At 66.5% G+C, this 23,061-nt stretch carries 26 protein-coding genes and 1 pseudogene; 3 read left to right on the forward strand and 24 right to left on the reverse strand.

Features of this window, described 5'->3' with window-relative positions:
- Positions 1-288 precede the first annotated feature (288 nt).
- Positions 289-663, reverse strand: a complete 375-nt coding sequence (locus tag ACZ60Q_RS34950; RefSeq protein WP_469641597.1) for a hypothetical protein — start codon at positions 661-663, stop codon at positions 289-291.
- A 182-nt stretch (positions 664-845) separates the two neighbouring features.
- On the opposite strand from ACZ60Q_RS34950, the gene ACZ60Q_RS34955 reads away from it, so the two are divergent.
- Complete coding sequence (locus ACZ60Q_RS34955) at positions 846-1,112, forward strand: winged helix-turn-helix domain-containing protein (RefSeq protein WP_469641598.1); 267 nt, start codon at positions 846-848, stop codon at positions 1,110-1,112.
- On the opposite strand, the gene ACZ60Q_RS34960 is transcribed toward ACZ60Q_RS34955, so the two are convergent.
- The 7 genes from ACZ60Q_RS34960 to ACZ60Q_RS34990 all read right to left on the reverse strand — a co-directional run bounded on the left by ACZ60Q_RS34960 (position 1,109) and on the right by ACZ60Q_RS34990 (position 5,798).
- A complete protein-coding gene (locus ACZ60Q_RS34960) occupies positions 1,109-1,546 on the reverse strand; it encodes a hypothetical protein (protein WP_469641599.1) in 438 nt (145 codons plus the stop codon). The two genes, ACZ60Q_RS34955 and ACZ60Q_RS34960, sit on opposite strands and share 4 nt — an antisense overlap.
- Positions 1,547-1,620: 74 nt before the next feature.
- Positions 1,621-2,187, reverse strand: coding sequence for a GNAT family N-acetyltransferase (locus ACZ60Q_RS34965; RefSeq protein WP_469641600.1), 567 nt, complete (start codon positions 2,185-2,187; stop codon positions 1,621-1,623).
- On the reverse strand, positions 2,184-2,879 hold the full coding sequence (locus ACZ60Q_RS34970; RefSeq protein WP_469641601.1) for a lasso peptide biosynthesis B2 protein: 696 nt from the start codon (positions 2,877-2,879) through the stop codon (positions 2,184-2,186). Before ACZ60Q_RS34970 ends, ACZ60Q_RS34965 begins: the two co-directional genes overlap by 4 nt.
- The gene (locus ACZ60Q_RS34975) at positions 2,804-4,507 is read right to left on the reverse strand and encodes an albusnodin/ikarugamycin family macrolactam cyclase (protein WP_469641602.1); all 1,704 of its coding nucleotides are present in this window, start codon (positions 4,505-4,507) and stop codon (positions 2,804-2,806) included. Before ACZ60Q_RS34975 ends, ACZ60Q_RS34970 begins: the two co-directional genes overlap by 76 nt.
- A 78-nt stretch (positions 4,508-4,585) precedes the next feature.
- Positions 4,586-4,720: an albusnodin family lasso peptide gene (locus tag ACZ60Q_RS34980; RefSeq protein WP_469641603.1), complete on the reverse strand. Its 135-nt coding sequence runs from the start codon at positions 4,718-4,720 to the stop codon at positions 4,586-4,588.
- Between the two features lie 89 nt (positions 4,721-4,809).
- Positions 4,810-5,058, reverse strand: a complete 249-nt coding sequence (locus ACZ60Q_RS34985; protein WP_469641604.1) for a hypothetical protein — start codon at positions 5,056-5,058, stop codon at positions 4,810-4,812.
- Positions 5,059-5,483: 425 nt separating this feature from the next.
- Positions 5,484-5,798, reverse strand: coding sequence for a hypothetical protein (locus ACZ60Q_RS34990; RefSeq protein ID WP_469641605.1), 315 nt, complete (start codon positions 5,796-5,798; stop codon positions 5,484-5,486).
- Positions 5,799-5,924: 126 nt separating this feature from the next.
- Between ACZ60Q_RS34990 and ACZ60Q_RS34995 the strand changes: the two genes are divergently transcribed.
- A complete protein-coding gene (locus tag ACZ60Q_RS34995; protein WP_469641606.1) occupies positions 5,925-6,752 on the forward strand; it encodes a helix-turn-helix domain-containing protein in 828 nt (275 codons plus the stop codon).
- Positions 6,749-6,958 (forward strand): DUF397 domain-containing protein, encoded by a 210-nt coding sequence (locus ACZ60Q_RS35000; RefSeq protein ID WP_469641607.1) that lies wholly within the window; start codon positions 6,749-6,751, stop codon positions 6,956-6,958. Before ACZ60Q_RS34995 ends, ACZ60Q_RS35000 begins: the two co-directional genes overlap by 4 nt.
- Positions 6,959-7,030: 72 nt before the next feature.
- Here ACZ60Q_RS35000 and ACZ60Q_RS35005 read toward each other — a convergent pair whose 3' ends face one another.
- The 16 genes and pseudogenes from ACZ60Q_RS35005 to ACZ60Q_RS35080 form a co-directional block, all read right to left on the reverse strand.
- Entirely contained in the window at positions 7,031-7,270 is a 240-nt protein-coding gene (locus ACZ60Q_RS35005; RefSeq protein WP_469641608.1) for a hypothetical protein, read from the reverse strand.
- A complete protein-coding gene (locus tag ACZ60Q_RS35010; RefSeq protein ID WP_469641609.1) occupies positions 7,270-7,449 on the reverse strand; it encodes a hypothetical protein in 180 nt (59 codons plus the stop codon). Before ACZ60Q_RS35010 ends, ACZ60Q_RS35005 begins: the two co-directional genes overlap by 1 nt.
- A 655-nt stretch (positions 7,450-8,104) precedes the next feature.
- On the reverse strand, positions 8,105-8,917 hold the full coding sequence (locus tag ACZ60Q_RS35015) for a sigma-70 family RNA polymerase sigma factor (protein WP_469641610.1): 813 nt from the start codon (positions 8,915-8,917) through the stop codon (positions 8,105-8,107).
- Between the two features lie 501 nt (positions 8,918-9,418).
- Complete coding sequence (locus ACZ60Q_RS35020; protein ID WP_469641611.1) at positions 9,419-11,272, reverse strand: DNA polymerase; 1,854 nt, start codon at positions 11,270-11,272, stop codon at positions 9,419-9,421.
- 69 nt (positions 11,273-11,341) lie between these two features.
- Positions 11,342-13,777 (reverse strand): phage/plasmid primase, P4 family, encoded by a 2,436-nt coding sequence (locus tag ACZ60Q_RS35025; RefSeq protein WP_469641612.1) that lies wholly within the window; start codon positions 13,775-13,777, stop codon positions 11,342-11,344.
- Positions 13,774-14,295, reverse strand: coding sequence for a hypothetical protein (locus ACZ60Q_RS35030; RefSeq protein WP_469641613.1), 522 nt, complete (start codon positions 14,293-14,295; stop codon positions 13,774-13,776). The genes ACZ60Q_RS35025 and ACZ60Q_RS35030 overlap by 4 nt, the downstream gene beginning before the upstream one ends.
- Positions 14,296-14,547: 252 nt before the next feature.
- Entirely contained in the window at positions 14,548-14,832 is a 285-nt protein-coding gene (locus ACZ60Q_RS35035) for a hypothetical protein (protein WP_469641640.1), read from the reverse strand.
- Between the two features lie 577 nt (positions 14,833-15,409).
- A pseudogene (locus tag ACZ60Q_RS35040) lies at positions 15,410-15,832 on the reverse strand (DNA cytosine methyltransferase); the annotation flags it as partial.
- A gap of 68 nt (positions 15,833-15,900) precedes the next feature.
- Positions 15,901-16,602, reverse strand: a complete 702-nt coding sequence (locus ACZ60Q_RS35045) for a recombination directionality factor (protein ID WP_362124489.1) — start codon at positions 16,600-16,602, stop codon at positions 15,901-15,903.
- A gap of 83 nt (positions 16,603-16,685) precedes the next feature.
- Positions 16,686-17,471, reverse strand: coding sequence for a hypothetical protein (locus tag ACZ60Q_RS35050; RefSeq protein ID WP_469641614.1), 786 nt, complete (start codon positions 17,469-17,471; stop codon positions 16,686-16,688).
- Between the two features lie 200 nt (positions 17,472-17,671).
- Positions 17,672-18,250, reverse strand: coding sequence for a deoxynucleotide monophosphate kinase family protein (locus ACZ60Q_RS35055; protein ID WP_469641615.1), 579 nt, complete (start codon positions 18,248-18,250; stop codon positions 17,672-17,674).
- A complete protein-coding gene (locus ACZ60Q_RS35060) occupies positions 18,247-18,501 on the reverse strand; it encodes a hypothetical protein (protein ID WP_469641616.1) in 255 nt (84 codons plus the stop codon). The genes ACZ60Q_RS35055 and ACZ60Q_RS35060 overlap by 4 nt, the downstream gene beginning before the upstream one ends.
- A 95-nt stretch (positions 18,502-18,596) precedes the next feature.
- Entirely contained in the window at positions 18,597-19,607 is a 1,011-nt protein-coding gene (locus tag ACZ60Q_RS35065; protein WP_469641617.1) for a peptidoglycan-binding protein, read from the reverse strand.
- A gap of 77 nt (positions 19,608-19,684) precedes the next feature.
- On the reverse strand, positions 19,685-19,942 hold the full coding sequence (locus ACZ60Q_RS35070) for a hypothetical protein (protein WP_381971009.1): 258 nt from the start codon (positions 19,940-19,942) through the stop codon (positions 19,685-19,687).
- A gap of 17 nt (positions 19,943-19,959) precedes the next feature.
- Positions 19,960-22,206 (reverse strand): hypothetical protein, encoded by a 2,247-nt coding sequence (locus tag ACZ60Q_RS35075; protein WP_469641618.1) that lies wholly within the window; start codon positions 22,204-22,206, stop codon positions 19,960-19,962.
- The gene (locus ACZ60Q_RS35080) at positions 22,203-22,886 is read right to left on the reverse strand and encodes a hypothetical protein (protein ID WP_469641619.1); all 684 of its coding nucleotides are present in this window, start codon (positions 22,884-22,886) and stop codon (positions 22,203-22,205) included. The genes ACZ60Q_RS35075 and ACZ60Q_RS35080 overlap by 4 nt, the downstream gene beginning before the upstream one ends.
- Positions 22,887-23,061: the final 175 nt, after the last annotated feature.

A 23,061-nucleotide genomic window follows, 5' to 3' on the forward strand; every position in this document is an offset into this window, starting at 1 on the left:
CCTCAAACGGTACACCCCCCGGAACATCGGATCTAGACCCGCCCCGGACAGCAGGAAGCCCCGCCTGATCAGCAGATCGGACGGGGCTTACTTCTTGCGTATCCGCTGTTCAGCGGGGGTCTAGCGCGCTCTGTGTGTCCTCGTGTGAGGGGCCGACCATGCACCAGGGGGCACAGTCAGGACAGGCCACGCGCACGAACGGGGGACCGCTCACGCGATCTACGGTCCCGACCGTCACGGGCGCTTCCGTGTCCCTGCCGCACTTGCAGCAAACGCGAGCGTGGACGTTCATGCCGACACCCCCGCAGCAGCGAGCACGGGCGCGGTGAACGCGTCGGCTCCGAACGGGGCACCCTCGTACGTGTAGAGGTAGTCCACGCCTTCCACGGCGAGTACGGCAGCGCGCCGACGTTCCCGGATCACGTGCATTTCTAGCGTCCGCTCGGCTTCCCGGGCGAGCAGCCACGGGCCTATGCGGTGGTGCCACGGGGACGGAATCGAGCGAGCGAGGACATGGGCGGGAATCGGTGTGGTCGGGCCGCAGATGACGCGGGGCGGGGTCGCCGGCTCGGGGGCGGGCACGGGTACGGCTCGGCGCTTCCCTTGGGCGGGGAACAGCAGCCGCAGGACCCACAGCAGTGCACGGGCGATAGAGTCACGCATGGTCGTTTCAGCTCCCATTAGCTGTCTCGGCAAGCCCCGAGCGGACCGGGCCTAATCGGTCTCTCGGGGCGCTTTCGTGTTCGGGGAATCACGCTAAGGCAACTCGTCTAACTCGTCTACCTGTCTAAGTGGTCTACCTGTCTAAGTCGCCCAAGGTTGGCCGTTTGTCTACGCTCTCCCTCATGCCTGAGCACTCGCCCGACGCGCACGCCCCGCACGCTCCGTATATGCGGGTGCTGGACGCGCTCACCGCCGATATCAAGGCGGGAAAGATCGGTCCGGGCGACCGCATCCCGTCAGAGTCCGAGCTGTGCGCGCGTCACAAAGTCGCGCGGGAAACCGCCCGCCGAGCGGTCAGGATTCTGCGCGAGCGGGGCACGGTCGAGACTCAGTGGGGGAAGGGAACGTTCGTCGTTGGTCCCGCCGAGCCGACGAGCGAGGGCGACTAGGGAGCGTCGTCCTGGTCGTCCGTGAACATCTGCCGCACCTCCTGACGGGCTATCTCGTCCAGCAGTCGCCCGAGCGGGTCTTTGACGCTCCACGAGTGCGGGGCGGGGTGCCCGACGTAGAACACGCACGCTCGACCGTGCTTGATGGACTCGGGGCGGTGCCGCGCTGGACACGGGGGCAGCTCGGCGAACCGATGTTCGCGGCCGGATGCCGTGACGGTCCAGAACAGCCACAGGTCCCGTACTGCGGGTGCATCGGCGGTCCAGAGCTGTGCGGCGTGCTCGGCGTCCTGGTCGTGCTCGCCGAGTTCGCACAACAGGAATCCTTCCGTTGGCATCGCGTCCAACGGCTGTGCGGGACCACCCGCCATGTTGACGAGCGCTTCTAACGCGTCGATCTCGGGAACGGCAAGGTAGGCGGTGCACTGCAACACGTCGGCTGGTCCTAGACAGGGAAGGGTGCGGCCCCGCCCGCAGGTGGACGAGCGGGACCGCGAGGGGCAGTGACTCAGCTACCGAGTGCGGCAGCTACGGCGGACTTTCCGGGGAAGTCCTCGGGCACGGCGTCCATGAGTAGTTCGTCCACGGGTTCGCCGAGCCAGAACCCCGAGCGTCGGAGCCGACCGGCGGGGCGGAACCCTGCCTTCTCGTACGCGCGGGCTCCGGCCTTGTTGGGCTCAAGCACCTTGAGCCACACCGCCCGTAGGTGGGCAAGGTGGAACGCCCAATCCAGGGTGAGCCGCGTTGCCTCGCTCGCGTGGCCCTTCCCACGTTCCTCGGGGGCGAGGACCATCACGAACTCGGCCGTACGCACGTAGCTGTTGACTTCCAGGATCGTCATGCCCACGGGCGTACCGTCGTCCAGCCGGATCACCTCGAACTGTTGGAAGCGCTCGTTCCCGCGCTGCCGCTCGTACCCGGCGGCGCGAACCTCCCACGCCTGCGCCCACTGGTTTCCGTAACCCGTGATGGTCGCGGGGTCGTTCTCCCACTTGTGGTACTCGGGCAGCATGTCCGCGCGGGGCATGGCGAGGGCGAGGGTTTCGCCGCTCAACAGGATGTGCGGTGCACTCACGGTCGTGCCTTCCTGGTGGCCCGTGCCGATCCGGGCCCGTCTGGGGTGTAGGTGGGCGTATACAGCGCGGTGTCCGCCGGTTCCTCGACCGGAGACCCGTCCGGGCCCGCAATCCATGCGTGCAGCCGTACGGGGTCGAGAGCTACACCGTGCCGCCACTCTGCGCGGCGTCGAACGGCCGTCAGAACGAGTGCGGCAGCCGTTGAGTCCTCCAGGCACGCCCAGCGCATCGGCAAGAGCTGTGCAGCCCAGCGAACCGCGCGGACAGCGTAGCGAGCCTGAGAGGCAGTGGCCGGGGGCAAATCGCGCCCCGAGCGAGCGAGCCGCACCAGCCGAGAGAACCGATTCCGGCGACGACCGGCGGCCCACACGGTGGCGGTAGCGAGGACGACCGGCACGGCGACGACCCGCCACCGCATCGGTATCCGTGCCGGCTCGGGCGGGGCGGCGGACTGTTCGACGGTTCCCCACGTGAGGACGGTTTCCGGAAGGTCAACAACCGTCGCACCCATGGCGGTTACCGCCTCGGTCGTCGGACGCAACTCGGTCGCCCCCGTGTCGTAGTCGATCACCACGGATGCATGGGAGGCACGGGCGACCACGGTGTTGGTTCGGCTCACAGTGCACCCACCGGGGTCGGCGCGGTCTGCGTCCACTCGGTCCCGGGCGTCCGCTCGACCGCCTCTAGCCATACCTCGGCAGCGAGGACGGACAGCAGCGGAGGCCAAATCGTCTCCGCGCCGAGGGCAGCCGCGTGGACCGTCGCACGCAACGGCACCGGGTTGACGAGCCCGAGAGCCGCTAGACGCCCGTCCGCGAGGCCGAGCACGCGGGCCCGGTTCCTGCGTAGCCCTAGGTGGAAGTCGCCGACCATGAGCCCCTTGGCGGCCCTGGTGCGGTGCTCGTCCGGCAGCAGATCGGCGAAAGTGTCGGCAAGCATCGGCTTATACCTCCTAGCCGAGTACCGCTGTTCGATGGGGGCCGAGACCACCGCGTCCAGGACCGCGCCGTCAAAGTACGGGTTGCCCAGTGCGAGGCCGAGCGAGTCCGCGAGTTGAAGTTCCGAGTACGCCGACCGCGCCACCGTGCGCAGCTCGGCAACCAATGCCCTGTTGGCGTCCGGGCCCGCGGTGGTGCTCACCCTCGGTACAGGCGCAGCGAGCCACTTGGGCCGCCCGAAATCCGCTCGGCCGATCCGGTACGCGTTGCCTCGTAGTGCAGCAGCGACCAGCGGCCGGGGGCTTTGGCGACGGAGCCGAGCCCAGTCCCGCGCGTCCCCCATCATGCGAAGCCAGTTCCCGTTACGGGCGAGGCTCGCAAGGTGCGCGGGCATGGACAAGAAAAGGTTGTCCCCGCCGTCGCCGGTCAGGTGGCAGACGGAGCCCGCAGCGGCCATCGTGCCGAGCTGGTCCGAGAACATCGCCCACACCGCAGATGACGGGGCCGGCTCGTCCGTTGCGGGCAACGGCACGTCGGTTGCAGCGAAGGGCAGGTGTCGAGCGCCGAGCGGGAACGGGCTCCGCGTCAGGTTGGGGACGTTCAGCGCTTGCGCGTACCGCATATCTCCGCCGCTGGTGATGCCCGCCGGATGCGCGGTCATGCCCGTAATCGGCCCGTACTGCGCGGCGAGCAACGCAACCGTGGTTGAGTCCATGCCCGCAAGATCGGTAGTCGCGGGAACTCCCTCCACTCGTACCCGGACCCCTTCACCGAGGGCGAGCCGAAGCGCTGTCGATGCCTCGCGCGGTGTGCGTCGTGCCGGTTCCCACCACGCGGCGAGTGACGGTCCGCCCTCGGCGTCGAGCGTCAGCAGATGACCCGCCGGAACCGGGGTCACACCAGCCCACGCGCTACGGTCCGCGGCGGGGCTGTGCTTGTCCCGCAGATACGCGGCGAGCCACCCGGTATCAACACGTCCGCCGGCGAGCGGGGACAGAGCGAGCGAACTGGACCCCCATACCGGCCCGTCCGGCGTGCTGACCGTGTAGAGGGGCGAGGCTGCCCCCGTGTCCGCGAGGACTTCCACGCGGCCCCGCTCGGTCAGACGTACAACGGTGTGCGAGCCCGCCCACGACCGTGCGACCGTTGCCAAATCGGGGGCCGCGAGAGCACGGGCAATGTCGTGCATGGTTGCCGAGCACGGGCCGAGCACGGCGATTCGCGCGGAGCCGAGTTCCACGGTCCGGACGTGCTCGGGCTGCCAGTCTCCGCAGACCCACAGCGCGGGGTCGTGCCAGAGCACCCGCGCCCCCGCGGGCATTACGGCGGGTCGGCTGCCGGGTGCGCGCCCGCCATACCACCGTGCTTTGCGGTCTTCCATTTCGTCACCTCTTCCACCGTGAAACCGGGGACGGCCCCCGTTGGGATCTCTCCCGCGGGGGGCCGCCTCAGTGCTGGTCTAGCTGTACGGCGTCTGCTTCGACTCCGTCGAAGACGACGAGCTACCACGCGTCAGCGCGGCGGCGTCACCGAGTTCGACGACCGTCGGGGCGTCGTCCTCCTCGGACGTGCCGGGGATGATCTCCGGGTCCATGTGCTTACCTCCTCTCCACATGCGACGGGTCACGGTTGCCCCCCTGCCGAGCGGGGTCGCCCACTCTTGCGGGCAGGGGGGAAGTCAGGTCAGGGCCTCGCGCCCTCGGGGAGCGGGGGAACCCCGGGGCCACGGGAGACCGCCGCAGCGCTCCGGTCCCGGCGGGGAACCTTCCAGGTGTCGAGCTGGTCCGCGAGCCACTTTTCGCCCACGTTGTCGAACGCGCGGGACAGTGATGCGGCGGACTCTCCGTTCGTGTACCGCTCGGTCACCTTGGCGCGAGCGGCTACGAACTTTGCTCGGGACTCGGCGAGTTGAGCGCGGGTGCGCTTGGGCATCGGGGTTACTCCAGTGCTCTCGTTCGTTGGCGGTGGGGGCCCGCCCTGGTCGGCGGGGGGAACCGAAACGCGACCAGGGCGGGGGCTTGTGGGCTACCGGAACAGTCCCGCTCGCTGCCCCCTGTGTCGGGGGCCCGTCCGTCGCTGCGGCAGAACTTCGGCCGTGACGGGCTGGACGGGTACGGCCCCGCGAGCATGGGCAACGATCCGGTCGTGAAGACGAGCGATGCACGGTCCGCAGTAGTAGAGATCGGCGACAACGTGTCCGGTCGTCTGTGCGGGGCCGAGCCACAGCACCCGCGCCCGTACCTGGTCGCACCAGCCCCAGCACGGGCCCCACGTCCAGCCGTTCCCGTCGTCGGTGCTTGCCGGCTCGGGGACGCCCGTCACGTCGGGGTGCAGGATGCCGGACGGCAGGGTCAGGCTCACGGGCCGACCCAGGCCCGGAAGTCTCGGCGCAGTCCGTTTTCCTCGGTGACCCGCTCCCGAAGGGTGGCCATCAACGGGGACTCCTCGCCCGCGTCGGCCTGGTCGTCGCCCTGGTGCTCGGCGTTGGCCTGGTCCCCGCGGTGGGGGTGCCCCTCGATGATCGCGTTGTACTGCTCTACCCCGCCGTCGTTGCCGTTGATGCGCGACGCCGAACGGCCCCGGTTCGCTGCGGTGCAGATACGGCAGTCGGCACGGGCGACCGGTTCGAGCCGGGGTCCGCTCGTCCTGCCGCTCGTCAAGGCTTCGGGCATGGGGGTACCTCTGTTCCGGGGGGTTCGGAGTTGCAATCGGTACACCACCTACAGTGACGCCCCGGCGGTACGCTCAACAGGTCTGACGTGTTTCCAAAACAGTTGGAAAGGTGGGGAGTTGAACACATGACCGAGCAGCCAGAGGGGCCCGCAAACGGGTTGGAGTGGTTCGGAAACGAGCTTGAGGAAGCTCTCAGACACTCGGGGAAGACGGGAGCCGCGCTAGCCAGGGCCACCGGCTACAAACCCCCGTACGTGAGCAAGGTCAAGAACGGTCAGGCGCTAGCCTCCCCGGAGTTCGCCGAGGGCTGTGACCTGTTCTTCAACACGTCCGGCTACTTCGTGCGGACGCTCGCGCGTATCGCGTCGTACGGCCACCCTGAGTGGTTCGTCCCCTACCTGCGACTAGAGGAACGAGCCTCGCAGGTACTCGACTTCTCGGCGTATCTGATCATGGGCATTTTGCAGACTCCGGCGTACGCGGAAGCGCTGTTCCGCGCAGCTCACCCGCGGGACACGGACGACATGATCAAAGAAAAGGTGGGGCTACGACTCCAGCGCCGAAGCGTCCTTGAGCGCCCGGACCCGCCCCTGTTGTGGGTCATCCTTGACGAGTCGTGCTTGCGTCGCCAGGTAGGCGGGCGCGCTGTGATGCTCGGGCAGATGGAGCACCTTTTGACCGTCGCCCAGACGCCGAACGTTGAAGTTCAAGTGCTCCCGTACGACTCGGGTGCACCAAGCGCCGCGGAGCCCTTTACGCTTCTCACGTTCGGTGACAACGACGACCAAGCCCCCGTCCTGTACTCGGAGGCGCAAGGGTTGGGGCGCGTCATCGACTCGGCGGGCGTCGTGGCTACCGGCACGGAGCGGTACGAGCGTCTGCGCGCCGATGCACTGTCCCCGAAGAAGACTTTCGGCGCACTACGCGAAGCGATTAAGGAGTACGCACAATGAGCAACAACGCGGACGGGCCCGTTCGTTGGGTCAAGTCCAGCTACAGCAGTGGCGACGGTGGGCAATGCATCGAGTGGGCACCCGAGCACGCTGCCGCTTCCGGTGACTACCTGGTCCGGGACAGCAAGGACCCCGAGGGCCCCCACCTCACGCTCACGGCCGACCAGTGGGCGGGGCTGGTCACGTTCGCCCGTACGCACGGCTGACGTACCACGGCCGCCCACGGCCGCGCAGAACAGGCCCCGCCCCTCCCTCTGGAGCGGCGGGGCTCTTGTGTGCTAAGCAGCGAGGCCGAAGCTACGGAACGCGCGGATCACGAGCAGCGGGGGCGGCCCCAGCTCGGGCGTGCGGTCGGTGAGGTAGACCCCCCACGCTCCGCGGCGTCCGGGCACCTTGTGCACGCTGACCCCGTACCGCTCGGTGATCCGGTGACGGACGAGCACCGCGGCGAACCGCTGCGTTTCGGTCCACGCGTCGTCTCTGTCCTCGCGCCCGAGGACGAACGTCCGGGCCGCCATCACGCGGCCAGCAGCATGGTTGCGGCGGGCTCGTGCTGCCCGTAGGCGCACGCTGTCCATGGCTCGTCCCACTGGACCCACAGACCGGTTTCGGGGCTCCGTACCCACTCCACCGAGCCGGCGAGCCCTTCCGTGTGGCGGTCGCGGGCAAGCACCCGGAACCACTTGTATCCAGCCATGGCGCGCAGCAGCCGCGCGACGGTCCCCCCGTGTGCGTCAAGGGCAACGGACAGGTCGTCGCACGACCTGATTCGCACCTCCCCGAGCACTGCCGGAAGCTCGGGGCACGCGCCCCACAGACCCTCATTCGTTCCCCCGTTGTTCCCCTCGTGCGTCGGCACGATCACCCTTGTCTGTACCCGGTACTCCTTGCGGTGCGTAACCATGCTGCGACGTTAGTACAGACGTTCGGTTTCCGGAAGGGCATATTCGGCTGTGACCCACGTCACCGTTTACCCCTGGTCCAGTCCATACCTACCAGTGGGTTCGACGTCCCGACCAGCCATTTAGTTGCACAAGTCGGGACGAGATCTTGAAGTTTGTAGGATGCAACAGTTTGTTGAAGGACATGACAAAGGGCCCCCCGCCGAAGCGGAGGGCCGTTACCTAGAGTGACCTAACTAAGGGTGTCCTTGCCGGATTCTGTGAACTTCCGTACGCCGTAAGGGAATCGACGCTCTGTCAAGGAAGTACCCACGGAGAGTAGTAGCGCAGCGTCGCCGGCTCGGCGGGTCACGGTGGCGACCGTGCGCCCCTCGGCGTCCCGGACGTGGATGTCCACCAGGGCCCCGCACCGCGTGATTCGGACAGTCCCGCCGTCGCTGGTCGTCAGGGTCACCATGCCTGTGCCCCCGCCCGGTACAGCTCGGAGAATCGTTTCTGCCCCTTGGTGCGTGCCTGCTGCACCTGGTAGGGCGTCACGTTCAACTCGTCGGCCAACTCGGGATCGTCCACCCCGGCCCGGTACTGCGGGACCGGAGAGATTCCGTGCGTTGCCTTGAGTACGTGGCGCTGCCGCTCGCTCAACAGCCCTAGAACGCGGTGGACTTGCTCGCGGACCACCCGGCGGCGGTGGCTTGCGATGTCTGCCGACTCCACCAGGTCCGCGGGCATCCCGCATTCCTGCGCGATCACGTCCCCGAGGGTGATGTTAGGGCCCGCAATGCTCATGTTGAACGGGCGATCCAGCGAGTCCATGCCGAGCCATGACAGCCGAGCCGCGTAAGCGAGTTCGGGGGACAACGGCTCGTCGCCCATGGCGTCCGATGTTGCTATCCGCTCGGCCTCGTACGGGTCGCCGGCTGCGAGGCATATTGCCTTCTCGAATCGCTTAGCGGTGTAGATGCTTATCCCGGGGCGGGTCGTCTCGCGCCTAGCGTCGGCCATGGCACGGGTAATGCTCTGGTCAACGTGGGCGATAAACTGCGCGGGGTCGCTACCGGCGAAATCGCCAATTGCTTGCCAGACCGCTATACGCCCGACCTGTGCCATGTCTTCCACCAGGTCCGTGTCTGTGTGGTTGCCCGTGGTGGCGAACCTGCGGGCCCGTCCCTGTACGAGATTTTCGGTTTCCCTGATCACCGATGCGACCGCTTCCAGGTCGTTGTTTTTGGCGTCGGCAATTTGGGCGTGCGTGAGCTGAGTCAAGAGGGGCACCGTTCCGAGTGGGATTTGTTGGCCCTGGTAGGGACCAGCGGATTCCCGGAACGGCGTGGAAGGGCCCCGAAAGGCCCCGCAAACACTTACCAATGCGCATGGCAAAGGGCATAGAAAAGCCCCGTCCCGGGTGGTGCAGGACGGGGCTTGCGCATTGCCGCTTCGCTGCTGCATTCAAGGTTTCGCCTGAATGCAGGGGTACGGCAAAGGTGTTACTACAGACTTACCGGTACAGAGTGGGGCGTACCTCGGGGTTCGTAACCCGAGTCGAGACTTTTCGGTGACACCGTGTGACTTTTTGTGCCCCGCGTCATACTTAGGGATGATCTAGCAGCGGCGTACGTACCTCCTCAGAATGAGTAAGGGCCCCCGAGGGAGACCCATCCGTGATCCGAAAGGGCACAACCGCGAGGGCTTTTCGTTGGTCTTACTCGTTCTCTTTTCGGCTACTCTCGGTGCCTGATTTCTGCGGGTAACGCGCACAGGGTGTGACTAGTAGTCGGCCCCGTAAAGGCTGCCCCAGGAACGTCCGCCGATCTCGGCAGCAGCCTCAATGGGTACCCCGTAGAGCGTCCACGTCATGCATCGCTCGAACTCGCGGGCAACCTCCTTTGCCTCCTTTTCCGGCGCTGACGCCAACAGCTCGTCATGAATTGGAAGGCGGCAGTATTCGAGCAGACCGGCAGACTCGACATTCAGCATGGCTTGCCCGAGGACATCGCGGGCAACGCTTTGACAGGCATAATTGACCACGGCGTAACTGCGGTCCCTGTCGAGCGGAAGCCGGCGACCCGTGGCCGAGACAAACACCATGCCGTTTTGGAAAGCCTGACGCTGCCACCGCGAGGACGCGCGTTTGATCTCAGGAAAAGCCCTGTCATAGGCGGCGACCGCTTGCGCAATCTCCGATTCCGTGGCACCGGTCTGCCTCGCAATCGTCGTGATACCGCCCCCGTAAACCTTTCCGAATCCGGCCCCCTTGAACACTTTGCGGTCCCTCGGGGTGAAGGCGTCGCCCTTGATCAGGTGGGCGGTATAGGCGTGGATATCGAATTTCTCGCCACCGCTGAGAAAGCCCGCTTTCATCTTTTTGACATCGGCGAGGGCTGCCAAGACTCGCATTTCGATTGCCTGAAAGTCGGTCGAGATCATGACGTGTCCGGGCTCGGCGAGGATGGCGCGGCGGATCACGTGGTCCGAACTCGGTAGCTGGTGCAGCCCGTCCGTCACGGACATACGTCCTGTCCGTGCCGCGAGTGGCGAGATCGTCGGGTGGATGCGTCCCGCGGCGGACAGCTTGTTCATGAACCGCTCGGCGTACGACGTGCCCCACTTCTTCGCCCTCTTGGCCCGAAGTACCGCGTAGGCCAACGGGTTTGGCTCGCGGGCCCCGATGCGCTGCCAGTCCCGGTCAAGGTCCGCGAGGGGCAACAGGACGGCCTTATCCACCTTGAGCGCGCCCGCGTCGGTCCGCTCGGTCAGCGTCTCGCCCATGGCCCCGAGTGCTTCCGCCACCTGTGCGGGGCTGCCGACCGACACGACGCCGTACCGGGCCGCAACGGCGCTGTACTTCGCTGACTCCTCGGCGAGCCGGCGAGCGAGCGGGGCCGCGTAGTCCTGGTCCACCAGCAGCCCCGTGCGCTGCATGACCGCGCAGAGTCGGGCTATCTCGTGCTCGTACGTGACCAGCTCGGGGCGCACGCCGAGCCGCGCGAGTTCCCGCCGCAGAATCGGGGCGAGCCGAGCCGTCAGGATCACGTCGAGACCGGCGTAGAGCAAAAAAGTTGGGTGCGTGAGCGGGATTCCCGCCCATCCGGTCTCTTTGGTGAATCCGAGTGAGTTGAAAACCTTGGTAAGCCCGCCCTGAGTATCCGGGGCCGCGGGGTCCACCCATTTCGCCGATAGAGGCTTGAGCGCGGTTCCTATCCCGCCCTCTTGGGGCTGCCTCGGATCGCAGAGCGCCGCAAGGATGCGGGTGTCTGTCGTCCACGGCGCGAGGTCTTCCAGCGGAATGCCTGCGGTCTGTCCGAGGACGAGCCAGTCATACGACGCGTTGTGAATCAGGATTTCCCGGCAGCGCAAGAGCGCGTCACGGGCGTACGACTCGTGATATCCGCCCCGCTCGTACAGGATTACCCACGCGTCGGACGCGTCGCCGAACTGAACCGTGCGGAGCCGAAACGTGGGGCTGAATATGTCCAAACCCGTGGTCTCGGTGTCGATGGCGACAGGGCCCCGTGCCCGTGCCCGGTAAAGCCACTTCCAGAACTGGCCGAGGTCTTCCGTTGTCTCGGGCACGTGGACGGTTACCGGCTCGCCGGCCACCTGGTGCCGGTATGTGATCATGCTTCCCCCGGAAACAAAAAAGGGGGGCCGCCCACCTGGTCAAGGTGAACGGCCCCGTACGTATGTGGGCTACTTTCCGAAAATCCCCGGGCCGACCTGTTCGGGACTTTCGTCGGCGAGACGCAAGCAGCCCAGAGAAATACCCTTGTTGGTTCGCTTCTTGGTCGCCCCCCGCTCCTCCATTGCCGAATAGAACGCCTGCCGGGTCCATCTCTCCTTAGCGGGCAAATTCTCGGCCTCGCACCAATCCAGATAGGTGTTAAAGCAATCGTTGCCAGTCATGGAAACGGACTCGTCGGCCCACTCCAGAACACCCGGCAGGAAGCCCGCGAGCGGGTCCGAGGTCTCGCGGTACTCCTGCGATGCACCCGTGATGACCTGCGGGTCTCTCAGGCCGTCCCGGTACCAGGACACCGCCCCACGGACCGCCCACGCGGCGATTCCCTCGGCCTCGGCGAGCAACTTCCTATCTAGCGCGGGGTCACGCTCGGCGGGCGCAAACCAGCGCTTGAAAGGAATCAATTTCACGCGGCGCCACAGCCCCTCATCCTGCGACTTGAATTTCGGCTTATGGTTCGTGGCGAGCAGCAGCAGAAAGGACGGCCGGAACTCGAAGAATTCCTGACGCAAGAACCGAGCCGAGATCATGTCCTTACCGGTGACTCGCTTAAGGATTGATTCCGACATGGCCTTGCCTGACTCGCCCTCGGACGCCATAACGAGCCTGGCGCCACGCAATGCCGCAATATCATTCGGAATGGAACCACTCTTGCGTTCCTCGAACGTGCTAAACGGAGTGGTGCGGCTGATGGCGCGGAATACGGATGTGAGGGTGTCCACCAGCACGCTTTTACCGTTGGCTCCCTTCCCCCACAGCACACCGAAACTCTGTTCCGTGGTGTGCCCGCTGACCCCGTATCCGACGAGCCGCTGAATGTACGCGGGCATGTCCGGCATCCCCGGGAAGATCTCTTCTAGGAATGCCTCCCATCGGGGACAGGTCGCGTTGGGGTTGTAGTTGATATCGAGCCCGTACGTCAGTAGGTCGGCCTGGTCGTGCGGGCGCATAATGCCCGTGCGGAGATCCACGGTTCCGTTCTTGAAATTCAACAGGTCGGGCCGGTCGTCAAAATCCGTGGCTTCAATGGACACGCTCGGCACGGAACAAAGCTCGGTCAGCAGCGCGTCAATGCGGCTGGTCATGGTGAAACCACGGGCTAGCTGGTTCTGTCCGGCGAGGACGAGAGCGGCCCCCATGCGGTGGATTTCCTGCCGGACCCGCATGTCCGAGCGGACCCATACCGCGCCGTTCCAGGTATAGAAACCGAGCCCCGCAGCGTGCCGAATGTTGCCGTTGCTGAATGCCACAAGTGCATGTGCATTCATGGCATCCGATTCGCCGTACGTGGTCACCAGGTCCGACAGGATGCGCGCGGCCTCGCTGCCCTCGCCCCGGGTCACCGAGTCGGCTCCGGTCCGGGTCGCCAACTCGGCGGACCGCTCGTCGGCCTGTACGTCTTCGCTTTGACGTACAGGGCGAGCCGTTTTAACGGCACGGTGCAGCTCGGCGGGGAAACCGCCCGGGTCGCGTGCACGCCAGTCGGTCAGGTCGTCGCCCTGGTGCGGGATGTCAAGCACGTACGCGGTGACCCCGTGGGCGGTCAGCCCCTCGGCGAGACGCTGCGAGAAACCCGAGCCCGCGCGGTCGTTGTCCCCGCAGATGACGACGAGCTGTCCGCGCAGACCCTCGGCCAACTCGGCAACCAGCTCGGGCGAGCCGGCGAGCGAGGCACCACGGATGACCACCGCGTCATAGCCCACCGCAACGGCCGTGAGACCGTCCCCGGGGCCCTCGGTGACCAGGACCGTGCCGTAACCGCCCTGACCGCGCATGACGCCGTACGGGGCCCACCTGTGACCGCGAGGGTTGACCAGGGACAGCCACCGCCCCGGACACTCGCCGGTCAGGTCCCGCCCCTGTAGCCCGCGGGTCGTTCCGTCGAACCCCAGCAGGGGCACGGTCAGGCGAGCAAACGCGCGGTAGGCACGGGAGAGATAGGGGAAGTCCTCGGCCTGGTCGCCGTGGTCCACCCCGAGCCCGAGTTCCGCGGCGGTGTCCAGGTCGAGCCCGAACCGGTCGGACAGGTAGGTCCGGGCCCGCTCGGGCCACTCGCCGGCGAACGTTCCGAGGGCGAGCGAGGCACGGTCCGCGTACGCGGCGAGCGCAGCAGTCAGCGCGACGGGAACGAGCTGCGGGCGCTCGGCGGACACCGTGGCACCCGGGCCGGTCACGTCGAACAGTGCGGACCAGTCGAGCCCCACGGACCGGATCACGTCGGCGGTGTCGCAACCGGCCCGACAGGTCAAGCGGACTTTGTTGTCCTCGCCCCGCCACAGCCGCAGCGACGGGCGCGAGTCGGAGTGAGCGGGGCACAGTGCGGCATAGCCCCCGTCCGGCTCGCTGGTCACCCCGGAGAACCGCCCGAGCAGATCGGCGAACCTCACGCGCTCACCCCCGAGGGGACGTTGCGGCGGTAGTCGCCGACCAGGTGGGCAAAGTCCCGGAGCGTGGTCGTCAGGTACCAACGCGACGTGTCGAGCCCGCGCAGCGAGACAGACCAGCCGTAGAGCGCCGTGAACTCATCCGTGGGCATACCGAGGGCGAGCCGAATTCGGGTCCACGTGCGGACCGACACATGCACGCGGCCCATGGCGACCGAGGACCCGCGCACCTTCCGCACGACCACGCCGAAAGGAAATCCAGCGTGCACCGCTTCGATCTCGGCCTGTCGAATCCACGTCGGTACAGCGGGACTTGCCGTGTTCTTCGCTTCCAGCACGAACGGAGCCGCGTGGATATCGCCCACGTCCTTAGCGCCCTCTTGTGCCGCTCGGCGGACGTTCGCCCCGTTCATCGGGTCGAGAAACTTGCCGTGCGCGTCCACCATGCCGAGGAACGCATTCAGGTAGTCGCGTACCGCGGACTCCCACGCGGTCCCCTTGGTCTTGTTGGGGTTAGCCATTGTCGGCCCCCTGGTGGATGACACAGCCCCGCGCCATGGCATGGGCAGCCGCAGCGAGATACCGAATCCAGTCGGGCCGTTCCTTCCACCCAGGCATTAGGTAAAGGTCGTCCCCGGCGCTGAGTTCGCGGATATCGCCGATCGGCGGTGCAGACTCGGCGCTAATCTCGTAAATCATCTATTTCCCCCCATGAAAAAAGGGCCGGACAGCACCACCGCGGGTACGTCCGGCCCTTCCGTTGTCGTGCTGGTTTAGTGGTCTCGCTCGCCCGATACGTCCGGCACGATCAGCCGGACATGTTCGGCGGAAATCCACTCGGCCCGCAGAGAGCGGCGCTTAGTGAATCCGGACTCAGTTCCGGTCGGCCGAACGAGCAGCATCGGCCGGAGTCGCCCGTTCTCGATGCGCGCCGTTACCCGCTTCACCACGGCATCGGCGAGCCGTACGCGGTTCCCCTGCCGTGCCGCATACGCGACCAGGTCCCCCGGATACAGTTCCTCGCCCGCGTAGTCCGTGATTACGCCCCGCTTCCCCATGTGTCCCCCTCGGAATATCGCTGTACGTCAGTAGGTGTCGAAATGCCGCGTAAGCCTGCGGCGGGCAAACGCCATTGCCAATGGCCTTGAGCTGTTCGCGCCGGCTGAGCCCCGGAACAGTGGTCACCCATCCCGAAATGCCCATGAGCCATTCGGCGAACTCGGCGGTTACGCGGACGCCACCGCGCGGCCCCTTCTCGGTCGGAGCGGGGGCAGGATGGCCGGTCAGTTCTTCCCATCGGCGGATTGCGGGCAGGAACTCGCCCCACCATGCGGAAGGAGAATGACGAACGTCCGCAGATTCATCCCGCCCGTCCGCTTCGGGGAATTCCCCGGGCCCCCCGTCGAGTCGGAGGCGGTTGGAGTAGGGCAATAGGTAGCAGGCTTCATCGGCGAGGGTGGCAGCGTGCGGACGCCGATTCCCCCCCCCCCCCCCCCCCCCCGCGAGGGGAGTTTCCCAGTACGAATGTGCGGGTGTTGCGCCCCGCCATTCGTCCCAAGATTTGCGGTCGGGGTTTTCAGGCACGGCGAGACAGAACCAACGGTCTCGGTGGTGGGGGGCACCAATTGCGGATGCCCGATAGCAACACCACCGACTGTTGTACCCGATCTCGGCCAGCTCCCCGAGAACGTCGGACATTCCGCGGCCTCGAATGACTGCAACGTTTTCCAGGAACACGAGCCCTGGTCGAATTGTGCGAATGGCATCGGTGACGTGCGTCCAGATACCCGAGCGCGACCCATTGATTCCCGCCCCCCTTCCGGCAATGCTGATGTCTTGGCACGGGAACCCGGCCGTAATGGTGGTCACTTCCCCCGCGAGGGTGGACCAGTCGATTTGTGTAATGTCGCCGAGATTCGGCGCGTGCGGATAGCGTGCCGCGAGAACCTGCGAGGCTGCCGGATCGGTCTCGGCGACGTATCGCACCTGGTCACCGGTCAGACGCTCGACCGCGAGGCCGAGCCCGCCGTATCCCGCGCACAGCTCAAGAATGGGCATTGCGTCCCCTTGTTAGGGCAGGGAAAGGGGGCCCCGGAATAAGTGCGGAGCCCCCTGGCCGGCTGCTGTTAGAGCGACTTCGGCGCGTCGGCGATAGCATCGTTGAAGGACTTGAGAACGCGGATTACCGGCTTGCGGTAAGAAACGTCGCGGCCCTTCTTCGTGGTGAACTCCACCAGCTCAAGTTCAATGGAGCACAGAGCCTCACCGCCCACACGGTCGAGCGCGTTCTCAACCTCGTGCAGAACCTCGGCGAGCTTCCAAGAACCGGTCTGGAGCTTGAACAGGCCAAGGTCGTAATCCTCGGCAATGCGGAACGTGACCGAGATAGAGGGCGACGGGCCCCGCTTGGCCTTTGCAGCGGCCTTACGGTCCTCCATCAGAGCGGGGCAGCGGCACGGCTTCCCCTTGTCCTCCTCGGGCGAAAGGAATTCCACACCGTCGCAGTGGTGGATAAGAGACGAGCCGTTCCACAGCTTAAGGTCGGACGTGATAGCGCCCGCGCCGGAAAGAACGACCTTGACCTTATCCCGCTCGGTCAGGATCTCGATAAAGTTTTCCGACGTGGAATCGGTCTCGACCGCAGTACCGCCCATGAGCTGAGCGATAGCGTCGGCAACCTCCGGGTCGCCGGTCGTCACGCGCCACTCGGCAAGCGCAACGGGAATACCGTTCTCCTGCTTACCGCCGTGGAAACGCCCAACGGTGTCATCCGAAAACGACTGCTTGGGCTTGGCGTTCGGGTCGGTCTCGAAAATGCGAATAGCCATGGTGGTTGGTCCCCCTGCTGATTTTGGGCATGAAAAAGGGCGAGCCGATTAGGTCCGGCCCGCCCTGGTGTGGTGGGTGTCGGTTAAGCGCGTCGCTGCGTACCGGTGATGAGCCGGCGGGCGCTCTCGGCAATCGCACGGCCGATCACGGTCTTAGAAATGTCGCGGTCCCACGTGAACACCTTCCGCAGCGTCAGAAAGATGTCGAAAACCTCGGGGTCGATACGAACAGGCTTGAAAGCCCACCCATCCGGGGTGATGTGGAGAACTGCCGCGCCGTCAAATTCCGGCATGGGCTCGGAACTCCCGTCCGGGGCAACGATCTTGTCGGCGTGCGCATAGGCAGCCATCTGCAACGCGACATCGGGATAAGTGGACTTGGAAGTCTTCCAGTCCACAATCAGCGTGTGCCACTCGCCGGACACGTGGTCGGGCTTTCCGTCCTCGCCGAGCCGTACGCGGAGAATGGCGTCAAAAGAGCCCGCGTACTGGTGGGTGTCCGACCATGCAATGTCTTCCGCACGGACCAGCTCGGGGCGCACCACTTCCAGGAACTCGGCGAACCCCTGCCGGTACGGCTCTAGGTCCGGGTGTACGCGGCCGATGGCCTCGCCCCTCGCCATGCGCTCGAAAAGGTCATGAGCGTCCGAGCCGATACGGGCCCGCAGCTTGGTGTACCGCGAGTGGGCATTCCGCAGATAGTCCACGGCCCCCACCTCGTCGCGCTCGGCAATCGACGCCACCGCGGGAAGGTTCGACACCGCCGCTTCCGCGGTCATCCGTGCGGCCCACCAGACAAGGAAAGGCTTGGGCAACATGCCGACGATGCTGGTAACACCCGGGTACTTGATTGCGGTCTCCGGGTCCACGTACCACCGTGAACCCCCGCGCTGAATCGTCCGAATGGTTCCGGACATGGTTGATCCCCCCTCGGGATTGCTTGATTTGGTGCGGTCAGCGAGGCGAGGGGGTGACGGAGTGACGACTTTCTCTATTGGTTTGGTACCACTAGAAAAACCAAGAGAGAAAGGAAGTTGGGGTCACTCTCGCCACCCCGTCACCGCTGCTGTCAGCGGCGGACCGCGAGCGCGTCCACCAGGGCGTCAAGGTCGGCGAGCGTCCCCGTGTTCGGGATCGTCACGTCCGCCGGATACGCGTCTAGGTCGAGTTCGGAGACGTGCCGCGCGGCCTCGCCCCCCGCGCTCGCCCCGGGCCGCTCGATGCGGACCATGAGCGCCCCCGCGCACCGCAGTGCGTCCGCCTCGTTCGCGTAGCGCACATCGGAGACGACCACGGGCAGGGACCACCGGTCGGCGGTCGAGATCTTGTCCAGCGCCATGCGGAGCCAGAAATCAGGGTCGTCCGCCCGGACGCTCTCGCCGAGGTTCTGCAACGTGCGCCGTACCTCGGGATAGCTGTTCTTCGCGCGGTCCCACCCGTACCGGCGCACCACGTCAGACAGCCGGATCGGTAGCGCCCCGTGGGACGTGCCCTCGGCCCCAACGATGGGGTCGAGCCGTAGCGCCGAGTCCTTGAGCGGGTCGGCGAACGCGACGCGAACGAACTGGTGGGCCGAGACGAGCCGAGCGGCTGCCGAGTCCTTCCCCGACCCCGCTCGGCCCATCAGGGCGACGTGCCGAAAGCTCACGCGGACAGCTCGCCCGCGTCGGCCTGGTCGTCGCCCTGGCGCTCGTCGAACGTGTCGGCCTGGTCGCCCTCGCCGGCTCCGGCGGTCTTGCGGTCCTCGGTGCGCTGGACAGCCTCACCGGTACCGAGGACGGCCGCAGCGAGGCCGAGAATCAGAGCGGACGGAAGCTCGGGCACGTAGTGCACGACGAGCGCGAGAGCAGCCACCAGCACCGCATAGATACGGGCCGGATGGGTCTTGACGAACTGCATGGTTGTTCCCCCTGAGAGTTGCTGTGTGTGAACGGGTGCGCGTTTGCGTTCCCGAGCTGGTCCCCGCCGAGGGGGACCGCTGTTACGGGCCGTGGTCAGACCGCGGGGACCTTGAGGTCCGCCCACGTCTTTGCTCCGGGCCAGCCGTCCGCGTCGGCCCCGCCGAACCCCTGCTTTCGCTGCCACGCGGCGTACGACTGCCGGTCCGCGTCGGTCCACTGCGGCCCCGGGCCGGACGCGTACCGGCCGCACCCCTCGGCCACCAGCCGGCGACCCATGGCGGTCACGAGCGGGCTCCGCGGGTTGCGCTTGAACCACGCGGTGCCCGGGAACGGCGCGAGCTTGGGGGCGGCGGGCTTGCCCGGGGTCGAGCCGAGCAGCCGCGCGAGACTGGCCGGTCCGGGAACCCCGTTCGCGTCCGCGCCGACGTAGCCCAACGCGCGCTGAAAGTCCCGGTAGTTGAGCGTGTCCGCATCGCTCCACGTCGGCCCCGGACCCTCGGCGTAGTGCTTGCCGTAGCCCTTGGCGACCAGCGCGCGGCCCACACGGGTCACGTGCTCACCCTTGGCCCCGTAGCCGTACGACAGACCGCCGATGCTCACCCGGGCCCGCGAGGGGGACGAGCCCCCGCCGGACGAGCTCCCCGAGTAGGCGGGACGGCCGAACCCGAGGACGGACGCCCGGGACCTGGTGCGCCGGTAACAACCGTCGCCGTTGCCCTGACTGCCCGAGTTCCCCGAGGACGTGTTCCCCTCGATGGTGGCGACGTTCTGTCCCGGGGCAGAGTCCGCGGTGACGATGCCCACGTGATCGGCGACCGGACCGTTGTCCCACGAATAGAACACGATGTCCCCGCGCTTAACCGCGGCATTCTTGCCGAGCCACTGACCCCGGGCACGGAACCAATTCACATGGCTCGGGCAGTACGCGAACCTGCCGACCACCGCAGCGTTACCGCTCTGCTGTGCCCAGTAGGACACCGCCATATCGCACCACGGGTTGTAATCCAGCCCGTACCAAGCACCGTGCTTGGTCTTGTTGTTCGGGCCCTCCTTATAGCCAACGTCCGCAGCAGCAGCGGACAGCATGGCGTCAACACCTGACATTGAATCCCCCTGATCTTGGGCATGAAAAAACCCCGCCCGGTAAGCCCGGAACGGGGCTGGTGGTTCTGTTCGGCTCTCTAGCCGGCGAGGCGTGCGACGGTCAGTCCCGCAGCAACCACGGTCGCCACAGCGGTAATCAGGGCGACGGGAAGAACGAACTTCCCCCGCTCGCTCTCAAGACCCCTAATGCGCGTCTCGTGATCCTCTAGCGTCTCGTCCACGGTTTCCCCCTGCTGCCCGAGCCGCTGCACGTCCCCGCGGAGCCCAACAACCTCGTCGTAGATCTCGCGGGCCCCGATGCGCACGCCTAGCGGCTGGTCGTCGTTCTCGTCCATGTCTCCCCCTCGAATGGTCACGGTGGCGGGGGCGCACCCGGACGGGTAGGCGGGTCCGGGGTCAATCCGGTGTCGGTCGGTGTGCCATTGGTTGCGGTGCCCCGGAGCGTGAGCGTCTGCGTGATTCGCGCACCGCTTCCCGCGGTCTTGTTCCCGATGACCCATGCCAGGGTTTCGAGTTGCGCGCCGGTCGTATCCACGACGCGCACCACGTCCCCGAGTTCAATCCGGGGATCGGGCAGGATCTCGACCTGTTGCAGCAGCGGCGGCGGGAATGCGCCCGCGTTCCGGATTGCCTCGGCGAGGGCCCGCCCCGAATCGGAATCCTGTATCCAGTCCTTTACGTCGTGCTCGTATGTCTGCACCCCGTAAAGGGCTTGGCTGTTGGTATTCCATGCCGACCACAGCGACGGAACGGGCTTGTTCGCGTCGGACGTCCACAGCGAGAGCAGCGAGGCCCCGTGGTAGTAGACCGTGGACGCGCCCCGGTTCCGCGCGGTCAGCGTGACCAGCCCGCCGGCTCGGGTGACGCGCACTTCCACGGCTCCGAGGACCGCCGCGGACGTGGCAACAGCCGTTGCACGGATGCTGATTCGGTTCGGTGACCCCGCCCCGTCCGTGGCTGCTGTCCTCGGCGCTCTCGGGTCCAACATGTCATCGTCAACCGAGATAGTCCGCGTGATCGTCGCCCCTGCCGCAATGGCAATCGGCGAGGGTGTGTCCCGCACGGTGGTGATATTCGATGCGACGACCCGCGCCCAGTTTGACCACTTGACCGTGCAGTGATTCCGGCACGCGTCGATTTCCTCGGTAACGGTCAGCTTGCCCAACTCGCGCCGAGCCGTGACGGTCAAATCCGCAGCTGTAGGAACAGTGGTCCACCTGGTGTGGTTCCGCCACTTGAAAAACCCATCACTGTCGAACTCGGCCGTAGCCATCGTGGCGCGGGCAATCTCCGTGATCACGTCCCACGCGGACCCGCTCACATTCGGCAGGGCGCGCAGCGGAAACACGGGCTTGTCAAGGGACGCCGTACGCTTCCACGTCCCGTTCTGTGTCACCTGAGCAAGTGTGGTAGGGCGCGCTGTGTGCTGCGATATCTGAAAGCATTCGGCGCGCATGTTCTGTACGCCGAAAGTCGTGTTCACCATTGCGCCCGCAGGAATCGGAGTCGTCCCGAGGGTGCCCACGCCGAAAGCCTGCACCGTGTCGTTCTTGTCGGTGAGTACCGGAATGAACGATGGGACACCCGTTGTCGAGAACGTCACCCAAACCGCGACGTGCCACCGGCCCCAATCCTTAAGCGGGGTCCACGTCCACCCCACATTCTGATTCTTGGTCGGGTCGGCGTTGGTGCCGTTGTACGCGGTCATCGTGCCCTGAGTGAAGTTGACACGAAAGGTTACGTAGTAGGTGGTCCCGCCCGCAGACGCTTCCCACGACGAACCGAACTGAATGATCTGATCACTGAACAGGTTCCCGGACGTGTCCGCCCAGGTCTCGAACCACAACCCGTCAGAGCGCCGGTTGACCGGCAGCAGCGCCGGAATATACGTCCCGGTCGTCAGGAAGTCGAAGCCCCCTTCCACCGCGGATTCAAACGGTGCGTCGGTCGTCTGCCAGAAATCGAATCCGGGCCCCATTGCCTCTAGGTATCCGAGACTCGGCGCAGCGCCCCCGTGAAAGGGCACGTGCAGAATGCTGGTCGGTCTCGGGGGCGGGGCGGTGTGGATTCCGGCACCGCGTAGCAGGTGGTCCACCACCCACACGGGCGACGCTGCCCAGTTGGACCACGTAGCACCCGGGTTGGTATTGAACGCCCCATCGGGGCGGGGGAGTTGGGCGGGCTGCCGCACGCGTTCGGCTCCGTCCAGCGCGCTCACGCTCACTGTGTCCGTACCGCTCTCGGCACTGCGGGCCCGGACCGTTCCCCGGAACCCGTCAGGGATCATGCCGTTGACGCCCCACCCGTGCGTCACGGACTGCCCGGGGCGTACGGCGTCGCTCGTCTGGCGAGGGGCCCACGGCCCGTACAGCGCGGGTGCGGTCTGCCCGCCCGTTCCGGTCAGCGTCACGTCGAGCTGTGCCGAGGACACGCCGTTAAAAGCGCGCATCGCTGCGGGGAGGTCTGTCCCGTAGCTGCGGTCAAGGGACCAGGACTCAACCTGTCGGCTCATGTCCTGACCGCCGAGCCTGGTCGAGTTGGCCGCGTACCGCTCGCCTGCCGCGAGGGCAGCCGTAATGAACTGGTCGCCTGGTTTCACGGTCCGCTCACCTCCACCAGCTCTAGGCCGATATCCCGGTAAGCGCCGTCCCCGTCCGTCGCCGCGTGGCTGTATCGCGTGATGCTGTACCCCGGGGTGCCGTCGCCGGTCGGACGGTCGCCGGCCAGCAGCGGGGCGGACACGTCGCCGAGGGCGAACACCGACTCACCCATGACCCACATGCCCTTAGCCGAGAACCTGACGGCCGGACGGGCGTACGCGGCGAGGGCGGGCACGGGGCGCACCATCGGCACCGCGGGCGCGTTCGTCGTGCCGGTAGAGATCAGCTTTCCGTCTGCGCCGTACCACTCGATACGGAGCTGTGCGAGGGAGGCCCCTGACGCGATAAGGCCCGGGGCCCACCAGGTCACGACCATGCCCGCGGTGACCGGATAGCCCTTCCATGTCGGGTGCTGCCACAGCAGGTCAGGCCCGTTCGACGCGGGCAGCGCCTCGACCGACACCGTGTTGGGGATGTACTCCCCGTATCCACCGCCGTACAGGATGATGTCCGCCGAGCCGGACGCGCGGGACACCTCCCACCGCCCAGGGTCGCCGAGCCCCGCAGCCTGCCCCCCGCCGAGCAAGTTCCCCGCGAGGGGGTCCACCACGGCCACGGGGCCGAGCTGGTCCAGCCGACGCGCGAGCCGGTCCAGGTGGCGCACGTCGTCCTGTCGCATCGCTTCCCATGCCAGCTTCAGCCGGCGAGGGCGGGCAGGGGGTGCCCATGTCGTGACACCCCCCGCCAGGGACCGGAACTCGGTCACCGCGAGATCAGGCGACCGGTCGAACGACGACGCGCCGTCCGTGATCTCACGGAGTGATCCGGGGCGTCCGATCCACATTCCCAACTTG

The sequence above is a fragment of the Streptomyces sp. NPDC104313 genome (assembly GCF_055583985.1).